Raw genomic sequence first — 21013 nt, forward strand, 5'->3', positions numbered from 1 at the left:
CCGGTCACCGGACGGGACGGACCGGGCTACGTGGGTACGGGGACGGGTACGGGGCGGACCGGGAGCGCCGTGACGCTGTTGCCGATGAAGCTCCGCTGGTGGGGGAGTTCGGCGTCGGGGACCGCGAGGGCGAGGTCCGGGAAGCGGGTGAAGAGCCGCTCCAGGGCGACCGTGGCCTCCAGCCGGGCGAGCGGGGCGCCGACGCAGTAGTGGGCGCCGTGGCCGAAGGAGAGGTGGCGGCCGGTGGTGGGGCGGGTGACGTCGAAGCGGTCGGCGTCCGGGCCGTGGACGGCCGGGTCGCGGCCCGCGGCGCTGTAACCGGCGAGCACCGGGGTGGAGCGGGGGACGACGGCGCCGTCGACGGTCAGGTCGCGGGTGGGGTAGCGGAACGGGAACCAGCTGACGGGCGCGTCCCAGCGCAGGGTCTCGTCCACCACGTCCGACCAGGTGGCCCGTCCTTCGCGGACCAGGGCGAGCTGGCCGGGGTGGGCGCACAGGGCGCGGACGGCGTTGGTGAGGAGGTTGAGCACGGTCTCGTGGCCCGCGACGAGCATCAGCCGCAGGGTGCCGATCAGTTCGGCCTCGCCGAGCCGGTCGCCGTCGCCGTCGCGGGCGGCGATCAGGGCGCCGGTGAGGTCCTCGCCCGCCGCGCCGAGGGCCGCCGCCGCGCGGTGGTCGGCGGCGATCGTGCCCATGAGCGCGACGAGTTCCCGGGCGGCGGCCATCGCCTCGGCCGGGTCGGTGTCGGTCGTGACGATCACCGTGTCGGAGAGGTGGTGGAGCCGGGAGCGGTGCTCGGGGGCGACGCCGAGCAGTTCGCAGATGACGCCCATCGGGAGCGGCAGCGCGAAGTGGGTCCGCAGGTCGGCGACCCCGTCCGGGGCCTCGGCGGCGGCCCTGGCGAGATCGTCCAGGAGTGCGGCGGTCAGCTCCTCGACGCGCGGGCGCAGTCGTTCCACCTGGCGGGCGGTGAACGCCTTGGTGACCAGGGCGCGGAGCCGGCGGTGGTCGGCGCCGTCGGCGGTGTGCATGCCCCGGCCGTCGGAGAAGGCCCGCAGGGGCCAGTCGGGGGCGACGGTGCCGTCGTGCAGGGCCGTGAAGTGCCGGGCGTCCTTGGCCGCGTCGGGGTGGCCGAGGAAGTCCCGGAGCGCCTCGTGGCCCAGGACGACGGCGCCGGGCACCCCGCCGGGGAGCGTCACCCGGGCCACGGGCCCCTGGGCGAGCAGCCGGGCGTTGAGGGCGTGCGGGCAGCCGCCGGCCGGGTCGATGCGGTGGGGGTGCGGGCTGTGGGGGTGCGGGCTGCGGGGTGTCAACCGACTCTCCTGACCGTCCGGACGGGACCCGGTCAACTGTGCTCCCCGACAGGCCAGTTGTACAGAACCGGGCCGGGGCCCCCGGTCCGGTGGGCGGGGGACCTGACACAGAAGCCACCGGATCACGGCGTGCGTGCCGGAATGGGTACGAACCGGGTGGGAGACTCTTCCGTCCGCTATGAGCCCTCCGGGAGGACGCTCCGTTGTCCGCACTGCCCGCACTGCCCGTCGCCACCTCGCCGAGCCCGCGTCCCACGCTCACGCTGGCCGCGACCTTCGCCGCCGAACCGCTCCTGCCGCTGGTGCGTGACGCTCTGGCGTCGGTCGGGGCGCCGCACCGGGTGGAGTCCGTCCCGTACGGCCGGCTCTTCACCCTCCCGCGCACGGGCGCCCTCGGCATCGGTCTGGTCCGGGCCGCCGACTGGTCCGCCGAACTCCTGCGTCAGGCGCGGGAGTTCACCGTCGCGCACGGGACGCCCACGGTGCTCGTCCGCTGCCCGGAGGGCGCGGTTCCGGACGGCCCGGGGCCAGCTACGGGTACGGGTACGGGGCCGCTCGCGCCCGGTGGGGACGGTGCGCGGGCCCAGGTTCCGGGGCTGGCCCTGTTCGACGCCGCGAGCTGGTGGGGGCCGTCCGGCGCCGGGACCGGCGGTGCGGCCGGGCCGGAAGCGGCGGGCCTCTCCCCCGACACCGCCCGTGGCTCCCTGGCCGCCGGGATCGCCCGGATCGTCCGTTCCACCCTGGCTCCCCCGCGCCGGGTGATCGCGGTCGAGTGCGACCGCACGCTGTGGGGCGGCGCCTGCGGCAAACGGCCGCCCGCCGCGCTGGAGCTGGGCGCGCGCCATCTGGCGGTGCAGCGGGTGCTGCGGCGCAAGCGCGAGGAGGGCTTCACCCTCGTGCTGTGCAGTCAGAACGACGAGGCCGACGTGGAGCGGGTGTTCGCGGAGCGGGCCCGGGACATGCCGCTGTCGCGGGGCCACTTCGCCGCGTCCCGGGTGAACTGGGGGCCGAAGTCCGAGAGCCTCCTCTCGCTCGCCGCCGAGCTGCGGCTCGGCCCGGACTCCTTCGTCCTGGTCGAGGACAACCCGTACGTGTGCGCGGAGGTGGGCGCCGCGCTGCCCGCGGTGGCCGTGCTGCGGGTCGGCGTGCAGACCGATCCCGCGGCGGTCATCGCGGACGCGTGGGAGCTGGACCGGTTCTTCGGCGGGAGCCGGGGCGACGGGAACGGCGGTGGCGTGTCCCCGTGAGCGGGCGCGGGTTCGGTCCGGGGCCCGGGGGCGGAGGCGGGGAGAGGTGGCGGAGGAAGCCGGCCGGCCCGGCGAAGCGGCTGATGGGCCGGGCCGGCCGGCTTCCGCCGCGCGGGGAGCCGCGGCTCCCGGGGCGGTTCTCACCGCCCGGTCGTCCCCTCTGGTGCGGTGACCGGAAAGGTTTGCCGATAAGCCCGCGGCGTCCGGTGCGGCGCCTCGCAAGGCGGAGGGGCGCCCGTCGTACTGGACGTACTCGGGCGCTCCGACAACACCGCGAGGTGCCGTGCCGGGCGTCGCGGGCCGGTGAACCCTTCCGGTCACCGCACTAGACCACCTCGTCGAGCAGACCGGTGGCGACGTCGAAGACGAAGCCGCGCACGGAGTCGGTGTGGGGCGGGAAGGGGCTGCTGGTGATGCGCCGGATCGACTGGCGCACGTCCTCGTACGCGTCGGAGAACGCCTCGGCCGACCAGGCCGGCCGCAGGCCCGTCTCCTCCTCGATCTGACGCTTGAAGGCGTCGTCGGTGAAGGTGAGCATCCCGCAGTCGGTGTGGTGGATGAGGATGATCTCCCGGGTCCCGAGGAGGCGTTGGCTGATGGCGAGCGACCGGATCTCGTCCTCGGTGACGACCCCGCCGGCGTTGCGGATGACGTGCGCCTCGCCCTCCTTGAGGCCGAGGGCCCCGTAGACGTCGAGGCGGGCGTCCATGCACGCGACGACGGCGACGTGGGAGGAGGGGGGAAGGGGCAGCGGCCCGGTGAAGGAGGCCGCGTAGACCTTGTTGTTGGCGAGGTACTGGTCGGTGACGGACATGCCGCCTCCCTTTCACTCGGCGATGTGGCCAACGTAGTGAGACCGGACCGGCACCGGAACGTTCCACTCCGCCCTGCCACACGACCGCAACACACGGGCAACAAAGGCCCGGACGGGGCCCGTCGCGGCGCCGGCCGGAGCATCCGCGCCCACCGGACCGCGCCAACTCCCCGCAGGCATGGGCGCATTGCCCCTGCCGCAATTGGTCCAGACCAAATAGGGTGGCCCTGGTCCGCCGCCGGAGTGCGACCGCCTACCCCGGGAGACACCGGTGATCACCCGCCGCTCAGCGCTCACCATCACGGCCGCCGGCCTCGGCCTGCACACCTTCCCGACCACCACCGCCGCTGCCGCCACCACTGCCGCCACCGCCCGGCCCGGCGCCACGGCGGAATCCGGCGGGGCGGCCGGTCCCGCCCTGCCGCGCCCCACCGGCCGGCACCCCGTCGGCACGCGCTCCTTCCCGCTGACCGACGCCTCCCGCACCGACCCGTTCGCCCCGCACCCCGGCCCCCGCGAACTCATGGTCCAGCTCTGGTACCCGCTGGGCCCCGACCCGTACGGGACGCGCACCGCGCCGTACACCGACGCGGAGACCGGCGCCGCCGTCGAGAGCGCCTCGGGTTTCGCCCCCGGGGTGCTCGCCACCGTCCGCGCCCACGCCCGCCGGGGCGGCCCGCCCGCCGCCGGGACGCGGACGGCCGTCCTCCTCAGCCACGGGCGGGGCTCCTCGCGCGTCCTGACCAGCGGTCTGGCGGAGGAACTCGCCTCGCACGGGCACCTCGTCGCCGCCGTCGACCACACCTACGACGCGTCCGCCGTGCGCTTCCCCGACGGGCGGCTGCTGCTCGGCGCCCTGCCCCCGGCGCCGGACGACTGGGACGCCCAGGACCGGCTGGAGACCGCCGTCCGCGCCGCCGACCTGCGCACCCTCGCCGACGCGCTGACCCGCCGGCACCGCCCGGCGGCCGGGGTCGCCGTCACCCGGATCGGCCTGCTGGGGCACTCCATGGGCGGGGCGGCGGCGGCCGAGGCGATACGTCTCGACCGGCGCTTCGCCGCCGGACTCGACCTCGACGGCGGCCTCTTCGGCACGACGGCGGCCGACACCGGCCTGGACCGGCCCTTCCTGCTCCTCACCTCGTCCCCCGACCACGACACCTGGGCCCGCTGGCGCGCGAACCACCGGCACTGGGGACGCCATCTGCACCTGACGGGCGGCGGTCACCTCAGCGCGACCGACGTGCCCGCCCTCGCCGGGGCGGCGCGGCTGCGGGAGCTGTGGCCCGAGGCGCTGCTGCGCGAACACCTGGGCACCCTCGCCCCGGACCGGGCCGCGACCGTCACCCGCGCCGTCACCACGGCCTTCTTCGACCGCTTCCTCCTCGGCCGCGAACGGCCCCTGCTCGACGGCCCGTCGCCCCGGTACCCGGAGATCGAGTTCCGCTGGACCCACCGGGCCTGACCCCGCCCGTCCGCTCAGCCCGTGCCGGTGCTCCGCCTCACGGGGAGGTGGCCGTGATCCCCGTACGACGTCGTGACCGGACGCGCCGCGCACGCCTCGAAAGGTCCGGCGCCGGTCACCGGGAGCCCTCTTGCGGGTATGAGGAATTCATGCACGGTCCGTGACGGGGTCGCTGGGCAGAGCGCCGGGGAGGGCCGCAGACTCGACGGGACCAGCCCGGAAGGAAACACCGTCCCCATGTTGCACGCCGAGCCGAACACCGAGCCGAATGCCGAGCCGAACCGCACGGTCCACCTCTGGTCGCTCTCCGAGGACGTCGTCGTGGACAACGGCCCCGGCACGGGCGAGTTCGTCCTGAGCGGGCGGTGGGGCGAGGAACGGCTCGCCGGCGCCGGTCCGGTGGTCGCCGAGGCGCTGCGACGCATGGAGCTGGGCCCGATGTGGCCGGCCAATCTGGGGCCCACCGCACTGGACCCGGACGCGCCGGCCCGTTCCTGCCTGGTGCTGATGCCGGAGCTGGAGCGGCTCTCCCACCTGATCGTGCGCACCCTGGGCGTCGACGACCTGGGCGGCCCGCTGCTGTCGGCGGCGCCGGTCTCCCGGCGCGCGCGCTTCGGGCTGGAGCCGCTGCCGGACGGCCGGCCCGTGTGGCTGGCCGCCGATGTCTGCCTCTCCCGCAGGGCGCAGGGCATGGCGCTGGAGGCGGCGGGGGCCCGCTACCGGGTCCTGGTCCACCGTCCCGAGGTGGCCTGGGTGGTGGGGATGCTGGCCTGGCCGGTCACGCCGCGGGACGCGTCGGACTCGCTCCCGATGCCGGCGGGGATGGTCGCGGGCATCCTGGACTACCTGGTGGCGGCGGGCATCGCGGCCCGGGTGGAGGACAGCGAGGTTCTCGCACCCCGTCGCATCGACCGCCGGCCGGGCGTCAGAGCAGCCACCCTGCTTCCCGGGCAATTCGGATGGCGTCCACGCGGTTGCGCGCGTTGAGCTTGGACACCACGGTGGTCAGGTAGTTCCGTACGGTGCCCGGCGCCAGGTGCAGCCGCGCGGCGATCTCGTCGGCCTCCGACCCCTCGGCCGCGAGCTGGAGCACCTCGGTCTCCCGGCCGGTCAGCGGGGTGTCGGTGCCGCCCCAGGCGGCGAGCGCCAGCTGGGGGTCGACGACCCGGCGGCCTGCGGCCACCCGCCGTACGGCGTCGGCGAGTTCGTGCGGCGGGGCGTCCTTCAGCAGGTAGCCGGTGACCTGGGCGTTCAGGGCCCGGCGCAGGGTGCCCTGGCGGCCGAGGCTGGTGAGGATCAGGGTGCGGCACCCGGGGAGCCTCTCGTGGAGCCGGGCGGCGGCCGTCAGCCCGTCCAGGCCGGGCAGGTCGATGTCGATGATGGCGACATCGGGCCGGTGTTCCATGGCGGCGTCCACGATGGCGTCGCCGCGCTCCAGTTCGCAGACGACCTCCATGTCGCCCTCCAGGTTGAGGAGCGCGACGAGCGCCCCCCGCACCATGTTCATGTCCTCGGCGAGCAGCAGTCGGATCGTCACCGTCGTTCTCTCTTCTGTGGATCGGCTGGGAAGGCATCCGCTTCGGCAACCAGCAGTAACGTTCCTTCGCCGGCCCGGGTGGTGGACATGGTTCCACCCACCTCGCCCAGCCGGGCGGCCAGGCTGTCCAGCCCGGTACCGCCGTACGGGGAAGGGTCCCGATGGGCGTGGTCGACCCCGTCGTTGAGGACCGAGAGCCGGACCCGCTCGCCCGAGCGGGTCGCCCGGATCTCGCAGCGGGTGGCCTCGGAGTGCCGGATGAGATTGGTGACGGCCTCGCGCAGCACCGCCGCGAGCACGGTGTCCGTCCGTCGGCTCATCACGCCCGGCTCCATCCGCATCTGCACGGACACCCCGGCGGAGACCAGCAGGGATTCGGCCGATGCGGCCTCCTCCGCCAGTGACATGTCACGCAGTCGGCTGGCCACCATCCGGATGTCGGACAGGGACTGGCGGGAGATCTCCAGCACCTCGTGGATCTCCTCCATCGCCCGCTCGGGATGGGTGGGCATGACGCGCCGGGCCAGTTCGCTCTTGAGCGTGATCGCCGAGAGGCTGTAGCCCAGCAGGTCGTGCAGGTCCCGGGCGAAGCGCAGCCGTTCCTTGGTGACGGCCATCCGGGCGAGCCGGCCCCGGGTCTCGTGCAGGACGTTGACCAGGTCCGCGAGCCGGGTCAGCCCGAAGACCACCAGCCCGGTGAGCAGGGTGGACTGGCACAGGTAGACGCTGTCCAGGACCGGACGTCCCTCCAGCAGCGGCGGGACGAGCATGCTCAGGCCCACCCCCGCGTACAGGAACCAGGCCACGTTGGACGGGAGGAGGAGCAGCAGCGACCCCGCGAAGAAGCCCGCCATCGCCCCCCACACGGCGTCGAAGAGGACGAGCGGGAGATAGGTGAGCAGGGCCTGCGCGCTCAGCGTGAGGGTGGTCTCCCACCGGGGGCGGTGGCAGGGGCCGGGCCGGGAGTGCCTCAGCTGGATCAGGAAGATCGCGGTGAGGCAGGACAGCGCGGTGGCGAACAGCGGCGGTTCGAGGCGGGCGCTCCAGATGTTGAGCACCGTGATGAGCAGGTAGCACAGCAGGGCCGCCGTCAGGATCACCCGGGCCAGCCGGGGAGCGGGCAGGTCGTCGCGGTCCTCGACGAAGCCGGCGCCCCCGGACTCCGCCCTGCTGGGCTCGGCCCTCCCGGACTCCGTCCTCCCCCCGGACTCCCCGCTCTTCGCCTGGAGCCGCGCGGCGAGCCCGTCCGGCCCGTCGGGCTGCTGATGGAGTGACATCGTCGTCGCGGCCTCTCCTGATTGCACCTTCTCGAATCCTCGAAGATGATCATAGGTGACGCTACGTTAATTTTGGGCCAAAGTTGGCCGATTATACGAACATGCTCACCGGATTCAGCGCCTCAAAGGGCGTCGGCTCCGCACACCTCCCCAGCGCGACCGGTATGTCGTAAAGCCGCCCGGGAGCGAATCGTGGCCAGAAATGGCGCATTCCGGGAATGACCACCTTCACTACGGGAAGTCGCAGATCCGGCCGGGTTTGATCGAGTACCAACAACTCCATTCCCCGCGTCCGGACCAGCTCCGTCACCGCGTGCACGTCCTCCAGCAGATCCGCCCGCGGCCGGTACCCGAACTCCTGCGGCGCGCGCGCCGGGACGGCCGGGTCCGGCGTCAGGTACCGCTGGCCGGCGACCGTGGCCTCGCGCCACCACCGGACCGCCCGGGGGTCCGTCACCCGGTACCCCCCGCCGGGCCCGCCGCCCGTCACCGCGGGCAGCAGCTGGCCCATCTCGGTCAGCGCCCGGCGCACGGCGGTCCGCGGGTCGAAGTGCGCCCCGAACCCGAAGATCACTTCCTCCGCCGGGCCCTGCGTGCGCCGTGACAGCGCCGCCACCACCGGAATCCCGAAGTCGGAGGTGAGGTCGAGCGCCCAGACCTCCCGCCCCAGGCCGCGGTAGCCCGCGCGCAGCCGCTCCACGTACGGCTCGTCGACCGCGTCGAGATCGATGCCGGGGTGCCGGGTGCGGTTGTACCACCACTGGGCGACCGCGTCCCGCTCGACGAGTTCCAGGAAGCCCTGGAGCAGGGCGTCCTCGGGGCTGCTGCCCGCCGCGTTGCCGTTCGAGTCGGCGCACAGCCCGTCGGGGGCCGGGGCGTCGCCGAAGTAGAGGAGCGAGGTGGGCAGCAGCCGGTGGGTGCCCCCGGTGAGCGACCAGAGCGGGGTCCACTCGGTCGGCCGGTGCTCGTCGAAGGGCTCCGGAACGTACTGGAGCGCCGAGCCCCCGGCGTTCCACCGGTCCCGGTCGCGCAACTGCCGCTCGTCGTAGAGCTGACAGGCGTACGGGTGGACCGCGGCCTCCCCCAGGGCCCGGTAACTGTCCCTGACCACGGGCTCGTCGCCCTGCCGGGTGCCGCTGTAGCGCTCGATCGCCTCGCACAGGGCGCCGGTGCGGGCCTGTACCTCGGTCAGCCCCTTGCCCCCGCTGAGCGCGCGCAGCCCGGCGTGCAGCCCGGCCAGCGACCGCGGGGCCAGCGCGAGATTGGGGCCGGAGAGGAAGGTCTGCGCGAAGTCCGGGCTGTGCGGGGCCCGCCGGACCTCCTTCACCACGCCGGTCACCGGCCCGATCAGGTGGCCGTAGTCGGCCAGCATCCGCTCGGGGCCCAGGGCGCGTTCCCCGCCCGACGACGGCGCCTTGGCCCGGGAGACCGGGACGAAGGGCGACCGCACCCGCCGGGCCACGAGCCCGGGGTCACCGCAGACCGCGCACTGCGGCAGCCGCTCCACCGGGTGGGAGGCGATGCCCAGTTCCAGCGAGTCGAGGATCCGGATCGAGGACTGGGCGGCGGTGCGCACCCCCGCCAGCCACTTGGCGGTCTCCAGCACGGCGAGCTGGAGCACGGCCGTCTCGCTCACGGCCAGCGAGGACGCCGGCCGGGGCACCGGTCCGTCCAGGCCCAGGTGGCGCTGGAGCGGCAGCTCCGACCAGCGGTGCGCGCGCAGCCGCGTGGCCATGCAGGACCAGCAGGGGCCGTCGCCGGAGCGCAGGACGGGCCCGATCCACGGCGCGGTCCCGGTGGGCCGCACCGGCAGCCAGGGCGTCCCGTGGCCGCGGTGGACGCTGTCGAGCTCCTTCAGCGCGGGCGAGAGGAAGTCGTCGCAGAGCACCAGGACGAAGTCGGCTTCCTGGCCCGGCTCCGCCACCCCGATGCCCGCGTCCCGGCAGGCCGCCCGCGCCCGCTCCGGGCCGACGCCGCCCAGGGCCGTCACCCGGACCCGGGCGCGGCCCAGGTCACGGACGGCCGCGCCGCCGTCCAGGCCGATCAGGTCCCAGTACCCCTCGGAGTCGGCCGCCCTGCCCCCGGCCCGCGCGGGCCCCGTACGGACCAGCCCCGCCGCCGCGAGCGAGGACAGGGCGGCCCGGGTCTGCTCGGGCCGCAGCCGGGGCGCGGCCTCCAGGACCACGTCCTCGACGGTGCGGCTGCCGTCGAGGAGCGGTGTCAGCACCTCGGCGTGCTCGCCGCGCAGGGCGAGCACCTCCCGGTGGGACACCAGGTACGCGGCCTCGCCGGGGACCACCGTGGCCGCCAGGTGGGCCTTGAAACCGATGTGCTCGGCGCCGGCCGGGCCCGCGTCGCCCTCCTGCCCCCCGGGGGAGGTCATCGCGAGAGGCGCCCGGCGACCGGAGCCGTGACCAGGCAGACCGTGAACAGGGCCACGCCCTGGTCGCCGGGCTGGTCGAGGTTCTCTATGACGAGGTCGAGCGCGGAGGGGGACACGGCGGAGTCGACGAGGAAGGTGCTGGTCGTCGGTGCGGAGTCGTACATGGGGCGGGTGGGTCCCTTCGTCGTGGTGCGGTGGAGTCCCGGTGGACGACCGGGCGAGTGCCCTACGGAAGGATTCTGTCAACCACGGGCTGCGTCAGACGGTATGGGGCTCACCGGCCGGCAGTGAACTTCCCGCGGCGGCCCGCCGGACCGGCCCGAGCGGGGCCCTCACGGAGGTGGACGGACGACCGCCGGACGGCGACGGGCGGACGGTGCGTACCGACGGGTACGGCCGCACGGGGGTCGGCGTGGAGGAGGACCAAGGGGTACTGCGGGCCGGTCGGGGAGTGACGGCGGGGGCGGCGCCCCGTGGCGGCCCCGGTGTTCCACGGGCGGCCCGGCCGGTGTCGGCACGGCTCGTCGGCGTGATCCGGCACGGCCTGACGCGGCGCGGCCGACTGGCCCCTCAACTGGTCCCCAAGAACGGTCGAAGGGCTGCTTCAGATTTCTCTGAAACAGCCCTTGAACTGCGACTCTTTCGAGTCGGGACGACAGGATTTGAACCTGCGACCCCTTGACCCCCAGTCAAGTGCGCTACCAAGCTGCGCCACGTCCCGTTGTGCCTTCGACCCGGGGTTTCCCCCGTCGCGGCGGCACATGCAGAACATTACCCCACGCCGGGGGGTGGGTACGCACCGGTGCGTACGAGGGGACGGGAGAGCGCGGGAGCGCCCGGGAGGGAGGATGAGGGGGTGAACACACGGGACCGGGACGGTGCGGGGCGGGCGCGGAGCGCGCGGCCCAGGGACGGGCTGGGGCGGCCGTTGCCCTACGGGGCGAGCGGGGTGACGCGCCAGCCCGAGGGGGTGGTGCGCTCGCCCGCCGCGACCGTGCGGGAGGCTCAGCGGCTGCTCGACGCGGGGATGCCGTTCCACGCGCACGAGGTGTTCGAGGACGCGTGGAAGTCGGGGCCGCGGGAGGCCGCCCCGCTGTGGCGGGGGCTCGCCCAGCTCGCCGTGGGGCTGACGCACGCCGCGCGGGGGAACGCGGTCGGCGGGGCCCGGCTGCTCCGGCGCGGCGCGGCCGGGATCGAGGCCGCCGCTGCCGCCGGGGCGGCGGAGTCCACCGCGGGTGCGCCGCGCGCGAAGGCGCAGGGCGAGGCGTACGGGATCGACGTGCCGGGCCTGGTCGGGTGGGCCCGGGAGCTGGCGGGCCGGGTGGAGCGCGGCGGCCCGGCCGTCGACGCCGCCCGGGAGGCCCCCCGCCTGTCCCGGTGACCGGCCGGGCGGTCAGCCCTGCGGGCGGTGTCGGTCAGTCCTGTGGCCGGGCGGGCTGGAGCAGGTCCCAGCGGTTGCCGTAGAGGTCCTCGAAGACGGCGACGGAGCCGTACGTCTCGTGGCGCGGCTCCTCCAGGAAGCGGACGCCCTCGGCGGTCATTCGGGCGTGGTCCCCGGCGAAGTCGTCGGTGTACAGGAAGAAGCCGACCCGGCCGCCGGTCTGGTCGCCGACGCGGGAGCGCTGGGCGTCGTCCTTGGCGCGGGCCAGCAGCAGCGCGCCCTCCTTCGCGCCGGGCGGGCGGACCACGACCCAGCGCGAGCCGTCCGGGCGCGGGGTGTCCTCGGCGAGGTCGAAGCCGAGGGCGCGGGTGTAGAAGTCGACGGCCTCGTCGTAGTCGTGGACCACGAGGGCGGTGAGGGCGAGGTGTGCGGACATGGCCCTCATTGTGCCGACCGCACCGGACCGTACGGCGCGGGCCCCGGACCGGGGCGGCGGGAGGCGGCGGGCAGAATGGCCCGGTGAACCCGGTGAAGAAGTTCTCAGTGATCGGCATAGGCGCGGGCGACCCGGACCACCTGACCCTCCAGGCGGTCCGGGCGATCGGCGCGGCGGACGCGTTCCTCATCCTGGAGAAGGGTGAGGAGAAGGCGGACCTGACGGGGCTGCGCCGGGCCATGCTCGACGCGCACGCCCGCCCCGGCCACCGGCTGGTGGAGGGCCGCGACCCGGACCGCGACCGGACCCCGGCCGACTACGCCCCGACCGTGGACGGCTGGCGCAGTGCGCGGGCCGCGCTCTTCGAGCGGTTCATCGCCGAGGACCTCGCGCAGGGCGAGACCGGGGCGTTCCTGGTATGGGGCGACCCCTCGCTGTACGACTCCACCCTCGCGATCCTGGACGAGGTGCTGGAGCGGGGCCGGGTGGCCTTCACCCACGAGGTCGTGCCCGGGATCAGCAGCGTGTCGGCGCTGCTGGCCCGGCACCGGACCCACCTGAACCGGGTCGGGCGGCCGGTCCAGATCACCACCGGACGGCGGCTCGCCGAGGGCTGGCCGCAGGGGGTGGACGACGTGGTGGTGATGCTGGACGCGCGGCACGCCTTCACCGCCCACCTGGACCAGGACCTTTACATCTACTGGGGGGCCTACGTGGGCACCCCGGACGAGATCCTGGTCTCGGGGAGGCTGGCGGAGGTCGCCGGCCGGATCGAGGAGCTGCGGACCGAGGCCCGCGCCCGCAAGGGCTGGATCATGGACACCTATCTGCTCAGGCGCGGCTGAGCAGTGCGGGCAGGGCACGCGCGAGGTACTCGTACTCCTCGGGCCGGTTGTAGATCTGTCCGGAGACCCGGATGCCGCCGCCGCCCGGCCAGGGCCAGACCAGGACCCGGGTGCGCAGCCGGGCGGCGATCTCCTCCCGGAGCCGGGCGGCGCTCTCCTGGGTCCGCGCGACGCCGGGCGGCAGGCGCAGGGCGCGGAGGGCGAGGCCCTCGGTGTGCGGGAGCGGGGTGAGGCCGGGGACCGTGGCGAGCAGGGCCGCGCCGTGGGCGGCCAGCGCGCTGTTGTGGGCCCGGACCTTGGCCGCGTCGAGACGTTCGAGGAGGTCCAGGCCCTCGGGGGCGGCGAGCCAGCCGGTGTAGTCGACGGTGGCGCGGTTCTCGACGGAGCGGGGGAAGCCGTGGGCGTCCTCCCAGGAGGGGACCAGGGCGCGGACCCGGTGGCGGTGGTCCGGGGCGACGGCGAGGACCGCGCTGCCGGAGGGGGCGTACCCCCATTTGTGGAGGTTGCCGAACCAGAAGTCGGCGCCGCCCGCGAGGGGTTCGGCGAGCATGCCGGGGGCGTGGGCGCCGTCGACGACGGTGGTGATCCCGCGGGCGGCCAGGTCGGCGAGGAGGCGGGGGCCCGCGAGGAGGCGGGCGGTGGGCGAGCTGATGTGGTCGAGCACGGCCACGGTGGTGCGGGGCGTCAGCCCGGCCAGCACGGTCTCCCGTACGGCGTCCTCGTCGGGGAGGGACGGGTCCAGGGCGACGGTGGTGACGGGTGCGCGGCGGGCCGCGGCGGCGGTGACGGTGCCGTAGCCGTGGTCGGTGACCAGGATCTCGTCCCCGTCGGCGAAGGGGATCGCGTCGAGGGCGAGGTTGGCGGCCTCGGTGGCGTTGGAGACGAAGGCGAGGCTCCCGGGTGCGGCGCCGAGCCGTGCGGCGATCCGGGCGCGGGCTTCGGCGAGCCGGTCCGGGACGGCGAGGAAGAAGGCGTCGGGATCGGCGTGGGCCTCTTCCCGGAGGAGGGCCTGGGCCTCCTGCACGGGCACCGGGACGGCGCCGAAGGAGCCGTGGTTGAGGTGGGCGACGGCGGGGTCGAGCCGGAACAGCGCGCGGCCTCCGGGGAATTCCGCAGGGTGTATCGGCTCGGTCACGGGGTGCCTCCGGCGTCGGCGGGACGGGTGTACGTCCGGATCATGCCCGGTGGGCGCCGTGCCGCGGAAGACCCGACCGGTCCGGCGGGTCCGGCGGGGGACGGCCGCGGCCCGCCCCCCGCCCGAGGTCCTACGGTCTGCGCCCGCTGGTCGCCGCGTGGTACTGGAGGTCCTGGACCTCCACCGTGCGGGCCACGGTGGACGGCAGCCGCACCGCCGTCACGGCCTTCCCGTCCCGCACCACCTCCGCCGAACTGGTCCCCGTCCGCAGCGGCAGCAGCGCGGAGTGGACCCCGGCCGGGGCCTCGTGCGTGTCCTTGTCGGTCCCGACGGCCGTACGGACGGTCGCGGACCGGGTCAGGAAGCTGAGCACCTCCACCGTGTCCCGGGGTGCGGCGCTGCCCTTGCGCAGGGACATCACCAGCGACTGGCCGCCCGTGGGGTCGGCGTCCGCGAACTGGGTGCGCGCGGTGAGGTACAGCGTGTCCCGGACGATCTTCGGCCAGCTGCCCGTCTTGAACTTGGTCAGGTAGTACGAGGTCAGGTCCAGGTAGGCGTGGCCGTTGTGCAGGGAGGGCGCGAACTGGGTGCCCTCCGAGTAGTCGTTCCAGGTGGTGAGCTGCACCCAGTCGGCATCGTCCTCGATGGCGCGGTTCCAGGTGGCGCGGAGGGTGGCGGTGTTGCCCGCCTCGTCGTAGATGCCCTGGTTGGGGCGGGTGTCCTGGACCGAGACGGGCTGCATCCAGATCTTGCCCATGCCGTGCGCGCGCTGGACGTCACGGGTGGTGCTCTCCTGGTTGGTGTAGCTGCGGTTGCCCCACTCGGAGAACCCGTGGCTGAGGGAGGCGAAGGAGGCGTGGTGCGCGGCGAAGTCGAGGAAGAGCGGGACGAAGGCCGTGCGGATGCCGTGCCGGGACTTCAGGGCGTCGATGAACCGGCTCCACCAGGCCGCGTCCTGCTCCTCCGCCTTGAAGGGGGAGACGACGAGCCGGCCGTCCGGGAGCCGGTGGGCGGCGGGCTGTTTGCCGAGGGCGGCGACGGCGTCGGCGAGGACGCCCGGGTCGTCGGTCTTCAGCGAGGTCATGTCCGGCATCAGCATGATCTTGAAGGTGGGGTCGGCCGAACGGGCCGCCTCCATCAGGAGGTTGGAGCGCTCCCAGTTCTTGCCGGAGAGGGAGAGCATGTCGAGGGTGAACCCGTCGATGCCCGCGGCGCGGGCCGTGCGCACCTCCTGCTGGAGGTTGGCCCGCTCCCAGTCGGCGCCCTTGGGCGGGACGGGCAGCGGCCGGTCGCGCAGCAGGCCGCCGTAGCGCGCGTGCTTGCCGCTCTCGCCCTCCGGTTGCAGGTAGTTGCGGCTGTAGTAGTCGTTGCCCGGGTCCTCGTTGTCGAGCGAGAGCGGGTACGGGGTGAAGTAGTGGGCGAAGACCAGCTTGCGGCCCGCTTCGCCCGAGCGGAGCGCGGCCGGCTGGGGCATGTCGAAGGGCAGGGCGCCCGCGGGGCGGGGGGCCCCGACATCCAGTTCGCCGCGCGGGGTGGCCTTGCCCTCCGGGGTCCTGCCGCCCTGGCTCTGGCTCTGGCCCGGCTTCGGCGCGGCCGGGCCGGAGGTGCCGGGCGCGGGGCCGCCGTCGGGTCCGGTGGACCAGGGCACGCCGATCTCGGGGGCCGCGCGGCCCGCCCCGGAGCCGGGCGAGAAGGGGTCCCAGGCTATGCCGGTGGCGGCGCAGACGCCGACGATGAGGAAGCCCGAGACCAGGACGGCCAGCAGTGGTCTGCCGCCCGGCAGACGCGGTCGGCGCCGGTGGGACAGGGGCCGCGCCCGCTTCTCGGCCCGCCGCTCCGCCCGTCGGCCGGTTCCCCGGTCCGCTCTCATCCTGGCCCCTCCCTGGAACGGGCCCGGGTGTCGGGCCGAACAGCAGTAGAGCCGATTACCGGCCTGCGGACAACCGTTGCCCGGGTCCGGGCACCGGTACGTACGTCACAGGGACCACGGGAACTACGCCGCGCGCCTCGTCCCGGCCGGCGCTCCCGGCGCTCCCGGCGCTCCGGATGTTTCCCGGAAAACGGTACGAGGAGTTCCGGCGGGAATTCCCGGGGGATCACGGAACGACGGAATCCGGAAGCGACCGCCTCCGGGAAACCGACTGGCGGGTTCGGGCCCTCGCGGACGAACATGAACGCATGAGTGAACAACCCGCACGATGGACCCGGGCGACCGTCTACCCCGACATGTGGGCCGACCCTGACGACGATCCCCGCAACAACGAAGGAGCCGGTTCGGAGGGCGAACTCGCGACGCTGCGGGATTACCTGACGGACTACCGTTTGACCCTGCGGATGAAGTGCGAGGGGCTGGACGCGGAGCAGCTGGCCCGCCGGTCGGTACCGCCGTCGACGATGTCGCTGCTCGGCCTGGTCCGCCACCTCGCCGAGGTGGAACGGGACTGGCGCAACTGGATCGGCGACGGCGAGCCGCTGCCGAAGCTGTACGGCGGGCGCGACGCGGACTTCGACGGGGCCGTCGCCGAACAGGCCGAGGTCGAGGCCGCGCACTGCGCCCTGGCGCGCGAGCAGGGAGCGACCGATGCCGCGCTGGCGGGGCACCCGGACCTCGGCGAGCGTCTGGGGAAGGACGGGATCTCGGTGCGGGAGCTGATGGTGCACCGGATCGAGGAGTACGCCCGTCACTGCGGGCACGCCGACCTGTTGCGCGAGTGCGTCGACGGAAGGGTGGGCCAGTGAGCCGCCCCGGTCCGACGTGACACATCACTGCCACAGCACTGCCACAGCACTGCCATGCGCGCGTCATTGAGTGGCGGGGAACTGGATTCTAGGGTCTGACCTGCGGGTTCCGGCGGCGCACGGACGCCACCGGAACCCGCAGCCGTACCCGTAGCCCGGCGTCCGAACGCCCCGCCGACCGGACGCCCGGACCCGGGTGTCCGTCCCCCAGGAGAGCCGCATGCCGCCCGAGTCCTGCTGCGCCCCCGGCCGGGGGCCGGCCGCCGTCGCCCTGTCACCGGGCCGCCCGGCGGCACCGGCGGACCCGGCCGCGCGGCGGGCCGTCCGTGACCTGACCTACATCGCGGGCGGCCGGTTCCTGATGGGCGCCGAGGACCCGGACGGGTTCCCCGCCGACGGGGAGGGCCCCGTACGGGAGGCGGTGGCCGGGGCGTTCCGCATCGCCCCGGCCACCGTCACCAACGCGCGGTTCGCCTCCTTCGTGAAGGCGACCGGGCATGTCACGGAGGCGGAGTCCTTCGGTTTCAGCTTCGTCTTCGCGGGGTTCCTCACGGCCCGGCTCGCCGCGCTGTCGCCCTCGGTGGACGGCGCCCCATGGTGGCGGGCGGTCTCCGGCGCGCACTGGCGCCGGCCGGAGGGTCCCGGTTCCTCCTTCGCCGACCGGCACAACCATCCGGTCGTCCACGTCTCCTGGCACGACGCCCGCGCGTACTGCGCCTGGTCCGGGACCCGGCTGCCCACGGAGACCGAGTGGGAGTACGCGGCGCGCGGGGGCCTGGAGCGGAGGCGCTACCCCTGGGGCGACGAACTGCGGCCCGGTGGACGGCACATGTGCAACATCTGGAACGGCGACTTCCCCACCCGCAACACCCGGGCCGACGGGTACGCGGGCACCGCGCCCGTGAGGACCTTCCGGCCCAACGGGTACGGGCTCTACCAGATGGTCGGCAACGTGTGGGAGTGGTCCGCCGACCGGTTCGGCCCCACCGGTCCGCGGCGGGCCATGCGCGGCGGCTCCCACCTGTGCCACGACTCGTACTGCAACCGCTACCGGGTCGCGGCGCGGACCGGCAACACCCCGGACAGCTCGGCCGGGAACATCGGTTTCCGGGTGGCGGCCGACGCCCGCTGAACCGGCGCCCGCCGGTCCCCACCGGTGCCCGCCGCCGACCACCGCCGACCGCTGACCGCGTTTACGCGGGGGACCACTCCTCGGCCAGCAGGCCCAGGACCACTTCGTCGGTGAACTCCCCGTACACCCAGGCCGCCCTCCTCAGGGTGCCCTCCAGGGCGAAGCCCGAGGACCGGGCCGCCGCGATCATCGCGGTGTTGTCGGCGAGCGTGTCGACCTGGAGCCGGTGCAGCCCGCGCACGGTGAACCCGTAGCGGCACAGCAGCGTGACCGTCTCCCGGCCGAGCCCGCGGCCCCGGCTGCCGGGGAGCAGGGACATCCCGAGGTGCGCGGTCCGGTTGTGCGCGTCGATGCCCCACAGCAGGGCCTCGCCCGCGAGTGCGCCGGTGGCCCGCTCCACGACGGAGAAGGCCGCGACGGCGTCGGAGGGCGGTCCCGGCTCGTACGGGGAGTGGCCGCCCGGCGCGGAGAGGGGCCGCCAGGGCCGGGAGTCGGCGCGCGAGCGGGTGGCCACGTCCTCGTACAGCTCGGCGTGGAGCACGGCGATGTCCTGTGCGTGCCGGGCGCGCAGCCCGGCCAGTCGTCCTTCGATCATCGGGCCATTGCAGGCCCTGAGACGGCCGGGCCGCAACCGGGTTTCCGCCGCCGGGCCCGGACACGGGTCCGCCCCGGTCGGCTGGTGCCGACCGGGGCGGGACGTCGTGGCCACGCGTGGTCGTGCGTGTCGCTGCCGGGGGCGTCAGCCCAGGATCGCGAGCGCCTTGTTCAGCGTCGCGGACGGGCGCATGATCGCCTCGGCCTTGGCGGCGTCGGGCTGGAAGTAGCCGCCGATGTCGGCCGGGGAGCCCTGGACCGCGATCAGCTCCTCGACGATGGTCCGCTCCTGCTCGGCCAGCGTCGCCGCCAGGGGCCCGAAGGCCGCCGCCAGCTCGGCGTCGCCGCTCTGGCCCGCCAGCTCCTGCGCCCAGTACAGGGCGAGGTAGAAGTGGCTGCCGCGGTTGTCGATGCCGCCGAGCCTGCGGCTCGGGGACTTGTCCTCGCCCAGGAAGGTGCCGGTGGCGCGGTCCAGGGTGTCGGCCAGCACCTGGGCGCGGGCGTTGCCGGTGGTGGTCGCGAGGTGCTCGAAGGAGACGGCCAGCGCGAGGAACTCGCCGAGGCTGTCCCAGCGCAGGTAGTTCTCCTTGACGAGCTGCTGGACGTGCTTGGGCGCGGAGCCGCCGGCGCCCGTCTCGAAGAGACCGCCGCCGTTCATCAGCGGGACGACCGACAGCATCTTGGCGCTGGTGCCCAGCTCCAGGATCGGGAAGAGGTCGGTCAGGTAGTCGCGCAGCACGTTGCCGGTCACCGAGATGGTGTCCTCGCCGCGGCGGATGCGCTCCAGGGAGAAGGCGGTGGCCTCGACCGGGGAGAGGATCTTGATGGTCAGACCCTCGGTGTCGTGGTCGGCGAGGTAGGTGTTCACCTTGGCGATGAGCTGCGCGTCGTGCGCGCGGCCCTCGTCCAGCCAGAAGACGGCCGGGACGCCGGTGGCGCGGGCGCGGGTGACGGCGAGCTTGACCCAGTCCTGGATCGGCAGGTCCTTGGTCTGGCAGGCGCGGAAGATGTCGCCCGCGGCGACCTTCTGCTCCAGGACCGTGGTGCCCGCGGTGTCCACGAGGCGGACGGTGCCGGCCGTGGCGATCTCGAAGGTCTTGTCGTGGCTGCCGTACTCCTCGGCCTTCTGGGCCATGAGGCCGACGTTCGGCACCGAGCCCATCGTGGACGGGTCGTACGCGCCGTGCGCGCGGCAGTCGTCGATGACGGCCTGGTAGACACCGGCGTAGCTGCTGTCCGGGAGGACGGCCAGGGTGTCGGCCTCGGCGCCGTCCGGGCCCCACATGTGGCCGGAGGTGCGGATCATGGCCGGCATGGAGGCGTCGACGATGACGTCGCTCGGGACGTGCAGGTTGGTGATGCCCTTGTCGGAGTCGACCATCGCGAGGGCCGGGCCCTCGGCCCGCTCGGCGGCGAAGGACGCCTTGATCTCCTCGCCGAAGTGCGGGAGTCCGTCCAGGCCGTTCAGGATGGTGCCGAGGCCGTCGTTCGGGGAGAGACCGGCGGCGACCAGGACCTCGCCGTAGCGGGCGAAGGTCTTCGGGAAGAAGGCGCGGACCACGTGGCCGAAGACGATCGGGTCGGAGACCTTCATCATCGTGGCCTTGAGGTGCACCGAGAACAGCACGTCCTCGGCCTTGGCCCGCTCGATCTGGTCGTTGAGGAAGGTGCGCAGCTCGTCGACGCGCAGGACGGAGGCGTCCACGACCTCACCGGCGAGGACCGGGACGGACGCGCGCAGCACGGTGGTGGTGCCGTCCTCGGCGACGTGCTCGATGCGCAGCGTGCCGTCCTCGGCGATGACGGTGGACTTCTCGGTGGAGCGGAAGTCGTCGGCGCCCATGGTGGCGACGTTCGTCTTCGACCCGGAGGTCCAGGCGCCCATGCGGTGCGGGTGGGCCTTGGCGTAGTTCTTCACCGAGGCGGGGGCGCGGCGGTCGGAGTTGCCCTCGCGCAGGACCGGGTTGACGGCGCTGCCCTTGACCTTGTCGTAGCGGGCGCGGGTCTCGCGCTCCTCGTCGGTCTTCGGGTCGTCCGGGTAGTCCGGCAGCGCGTAGCCCTGGCCCTGGAGCTCGGTGACCGCGGCCTTGAGCTGCGGGATCGAGGCCGAGATGTTGGGCAGCTTGATGATGTTCGCGCCCGGGGTCCTGGCCAGCTCGCCCAGCTCGGCGAGGGCGTCGGCGATGCGCTGGCCCTCTTCCAGGTACTCGGGGAAGCTGGCGATGATGCGACCGGCCAGGGAGATGTCACGGGTCTCGACACTCACACCGGCCGTCGACGCGTATGCCTGGACCACGGGCAGGAAGGAATACGTCGCGAGGGCCGGGGCCTCGTCGGTGTGCGTGTAGATGATGGTCGAGTCAGTCACCGGATGCTCCGCTCCACAGTCTGCGTGTCTCTCGTCTGCAACATTGCTCGACATCAAGATATCTCGTGATCGGGCCGGTCAGGACAGCCCCCTCCCCCGAGCCCGGGGAGACGCGCGTCACCCTGCGAGCGCCGGGCCCCGGCCCCGGAAACGGCGAGAGCGGCCGGGGGGGGGGGGGGGGGGGGGGCGGGGGGGCCGCGGCCCGGGGCGGGGGGGTGGGGGGGGGGGGGGGGGGGCGGGGGGGGGGGGGGGGGGGGGGGGGGGGGGCGGCGGGGGGGCGGCGGGGGGGCGGGGGGGCGGGCCGGGGGGCGGGGGGCGCCCCCCGCCGCCGCGCCCGCGCGCGGGGC

General features: G+C 74.4%; 18 protein-coding genes and 1 tRNA gene. 7 read left to right on the forward strand and 12 right to left on the reverse strand.

Annotation, left to right across the window (positions count from 1 at the left end; translation table 11 throughout):
- Window positions 1–26 precede the first annotated feature (26 nt).
- Window positions 27–1313, reverse strand: a complete 1287-nt coding sequence (locus ACIA5F_RS07585) for a cytochrome P450 (RefSeq protein WP_399350188.1) — start codon at window positions 1311–1313, stop codon at window positions 27–29.
- A gap of 203 nt (window positions 1314–1516) precedes the next feature.
- Here ACIA5F_RS07585 and ACIA5F_RS07590 point away from each other — a divergent pair, with 203 nt between their 5' ends.
- Window positions 1517–2560, forward strand: a complete 1044-nt coding sequence (locus tag ACIA5F_RS07590) for an HAD-IIIC family phosphatase (RefSeq protein WP_399350190.1) — start codon at window positions 1517–1519, stop codon at window positions 2558–2560.
- A 325-nt stretch (window positions 2561–2885) separates the two neighbouring features.
- On the opposite strand, the gene ACIA5F_RS07595 is transcribed toward ACIA5F_RS07590, so the two are convergent.
- On the reverse strand, window positions 2886–3374 hold the full coding sequence (locus tag ACIA5F_RS07595; protein ID WP_399350192.1) for a beta-class carbonic anhydrase: 489 nt from the start codon (window positions 3372–3374) through the stop codon (window positions 2886–2888).
- A gap of 271 nt (window positions 3375–3645) precedes the next feature.
- Between ACIA5F_RS07595 and ACIA5F_RS07600 the strand changes: the two genes are divergently transcribed.
- Window positions 3646–4839, forward strand: coding sequence for an alpha/beta hydrolase family protein (locus ACIA5F_RS07600; RefSeq protein WP_399350194.1), 1194 nt, complete (start codon window positions 3646–3648; stop codon window positions 4837–4839).
- Between the two features lie 237 nt (window positions 4840–5076).
- The gene (locus ACIA5F_RS07605) at window positions 5077–5826 is read left to right on the forward strand and encodes an NADH oxidase (protein WP_399350196.1); all 750 of its coding nucleotides are present in this window, start codon (window positions 5077–5079) and stop codon (window positions 5824–5826) included.
- Here ACIA5F_RS07605 and ACIA5F_RS07610 read toward each other — a convergent pair.
- The 5 genes from ACIA5F_RS07610 to ACIA5F_RS07630 all read right to left on the reverse strand — a co-directional run bounded on the left by ACIA5F_RS07610 (window position 5765) and on the right by ACIA5F_RS07630 (window position 10757).
- Window positions 5765–6376: a DNA-binding response regulator gene (locus ACIA5F_RS07610; RefSeq protein WP_399350198.1), complete on the reverse strand. Its 612-nt coding sequence runs from the start codon at window positions 6374–6376 to the stop codon at window positions 5765–5767. The two genes, ACIA5F_RS07605 and ACIA5F_RS07610, sit on opposite strands and share 62 nt — an antisense overlap.
- Window positions 6373–7653 carry a sensor histidine kinase gene (locus ACIA5F_RS07615; protein ID WP_399350200.1) on the reverse strand — a complete coding sequence of 427 codons (1281 nt, stop codon included), beginning with the start codon at window positions 7651–7653 and terminating at the stop codon, window positions 6373–6375. Before ACIA5F_RS07615 ends, ACIA5F_RS07610 begins: the two co-directional genes overlap by 4 nt.
- 91 nt (window positions 7654–7744) lie before the next feature.
- On the reverse strand, window positions 7745–10036 hold the full coding sequence (locus ACIA5F_RS07620) for a TOMM precursor leader peptide-binding protein (protein ID WP_399350202.1): 2292 nt from the start codon (window positions 10034–10036) through the stop codon (window positions 7745–7747).
- A complete protein-coding gene (locus ACIA5F_RS07625) occupies window positions 10033–10200 on the reverse strand; it encodes a hypothetical protein (RefSeq protein ID WP_399350204.1) in 168 nt (55 codons plus the stop codon). The genes ACIA5F_RS07620 and ACIA5F_RS07625 overlap by 4 nt, the downstream gene beginning before the upstream one ends.
- A gap of 483 nt (window positions 10201–10683) precedes the next feature.
- Window positions 10684–10757 (reverse strand) — tRNA-Pro (locus ACIA5F_RS07630).
- A gap of 135 nt (window positions 10758–10892) precedes the next feature.
- On the opposite strand from ACIA5F_RS07630, the gene ACIA5F_RS07635 reads away from it, so the two are divergent.
- Entirely contained in the window at window positions 10893–11417 is a 525-nt protein-coding gene (locus ACIA5F_RS07635) for a DUF309 domain-containing protein (RefSeq protein ID WP_399350206.1), read from the forward strand.
- Between the two features lie 34 nt (window positions 11418–11451).
- Here ACIA5F_RS07635 and ACIA5F_RS07640 read toward each other — a convergent pair whose 3' ends face one another.
- A complete protein-coding gene (locus ACIA5F_RS07640; RefSeq protein ID WP_399350208.1) occupies window positions 11452–11853 on the reverse strand; it encodes a VOC family protein in 402 nt (133 codons plus the stop codon).
- Window positions 11854–11945: 92 nt separating this feature from the next.
- On the opposite strand from ACIA5F_RS07640, the gene cobF reads away from it, so the two are divergent.
- Window positions 11946–12698, forward strand: a complete 753-nt coding sequence (cobF, locus tag ACIA5F_RS07645; protein WP_399350210.1) for a precorrin-6A synthase (deacetylating) — start codon at window positions 11946–11948, stop codon at window positions 12696–12698.
- Here cobF and ACIA5F_RS07650 read toward each other — a convergent pair.
- Entirely contained in the window at window positions 12685–13833 is a 1149-nt protein-coding gene (locus tag ACIA5F_RS07650) for an aminotransferase class V-fold PLP-dependent enzyme (RefSeq protein WP_399350211.1), read from the reverse strand. The genes cobF and ACIA5F_RS07650 overlap by 14 nt on opposite strands.
- 130 nt (window positions 13834–13963) lie before the next feature.
- Window positions 13964–15703, reverse strand: coding sequence for an endo-1,3-alpha-glucanase family glycosylhydrolase (locus ACIA5F_RS07655; RefSeq protein ID WP_399350213.1), 1740 nt, complete (start codon window positions 15701–15703; stop codon window positions 13964–13966).
- Window positions 15704–16011: 308 nt separating this feature from the next.
- On the opposite strand from ACIA5F_RS07655, the gene ACIA5F_RS07660 reads away from it, so the two are divergent.
- Window positions 16012–16572 (forward strand): DinB family protein, encoded by a 561-nt coding sequence (locus ACIA5F_RS07660; RefSeq protein ID WP_399350215.1) that lies wholly within the window; start codon window positions 16012–16014, stop codon window positions 16570–16572.
- A gap of 220 nt (window positions 16573–16792) precedes the next feature.
- Window positions 16793–17704, forward strand: coding sequence for a formylglycine-generating enzyme family protein (locus ACIA5F_RS07665; protein WP_399350217.1), 912 nt, complete (start codon window positions 16793–16795; stop codon window positions 17702–17704).
- Between the two features lie 61 nt (window positions 17705–17765).
- On the opposite strand, the gene ACIA5F_RS07670 is transcribed toward ACIA5F_RS07665, so the two are convergent.
- Together ACIA5F_RS07670 and ACIA5F_RS07675 are read right to left on the reverse strand one after the other, a co-directional pair.
- The gene (locus ACIA5F_RS07670; RefSeq protein WP_399350219.1) at window positions 17766–18299 is read right to left on the reverse strand and encodes a GNAT family N-acetyltransferase; all 534 of its coding nucleotides are present in this window, start codon (window positions 18297–18299) and stop codon (window positions 17766–17768) included.
- A gap of 144 nt (window positions 18300–18443) precedes the next feature.
- A complete protein-coding gene (locus tag ACIA5F_RS07675; RefSeq protein WP_399350221.1) occupies window positions 18444–20666 on the reverse strand; it encodes an NADP-dependent isocitrate dehydrogenase in 2223 nt (740 codons plus the stop codon).
- Window positions 20667–21013 lie beyond the last annotated feature (347 nt).

This window comes from Streptomyces sp. NPDC051567 (genome assembly GCF_044454165.1).
GTDB lineage: Bacteria > Actinomycetota > Actinomycetes > Streptomycetales > Streptomycetaceae > Streptomyces.

Excerpts from the sequence above, each read along its gene's own strand:
- ACIA5F_RS07615 (WP_399350200.1), bottom strand. The coding sequence starts at position 7,653 with ATGTCACTCCATCAGCAGCCCGACGGGCCGGACGGGCTCGCCGCGCGG.
- ACIA5F_RS07660 (WP_399350215.1), top strand. The coding sequence starts at position 16,012 with ATGAGTGAACAACCCGCACGATGGACCCGGGCGACCGTCTACCCCGAC.
- ACIA5F_RS07625 (WP_399350204.1), bottom strand. The coding sequence starts at position 10,200 with ATGTACGACTCCGCACCGACGACCAGCACCTTCCTCGTCGACTCCGCC.
- ACIA5F_RS07620 (WP_399350202.1), bottom strand. The coding sequence starts at position 10,036 with ATGACCTCCCCCGGGGGGCAGGAGGGCGACGCGGGCCCGGCCGGCGCC.
- ACIA5F_RS07670 (WP_399350219.1), bottom strand. The coding sequence starts at position 18,299 with ATGATCGAAGGACGACTGGCCGGGCTGCGCGCCCGGCACGCACAGGAC.
- ACIA5F_RS07655 (WP_399350213.1), bottom strand. The coding sequence starts at position 15,703 with ATGAGAGCGGACCGGGGAACCGGCCGACGGGCGGAGCGGCGGGCCGAG.
- ACIA5F_RS07605 (WP_399350196.1), top strand. The coding sequence starts at position 5,077 with ATGTTGCACGCCGAGCCGAACACCGAGCCGAATGCCGAGCCGAACCGC.
- ACIA5F_RS07595 (WP_399350192.1), bottom strand. The coding sequence starts at position 3,374 with ATGTCCGTCACCGACCAGTACCTCGCCAACAACAAGGTCTACGCGGCC.
- ACIA5F_RS07665 (WP_399350217.1), top strand. The coding sequence starts at position 16,793 with ATGCCGCCCGAGTCCTGCTGCGCCCCCGGCCGGGGGCCGGCCGCCGTC.
- ACIA5F_RS07640 (WP_399350208.1), bottom strand. The coding sequence starts at position 11,853 with ATGTCCGCACACCTCGCCCTCACCGCCCTCGTGGTCCACGACTACGAC.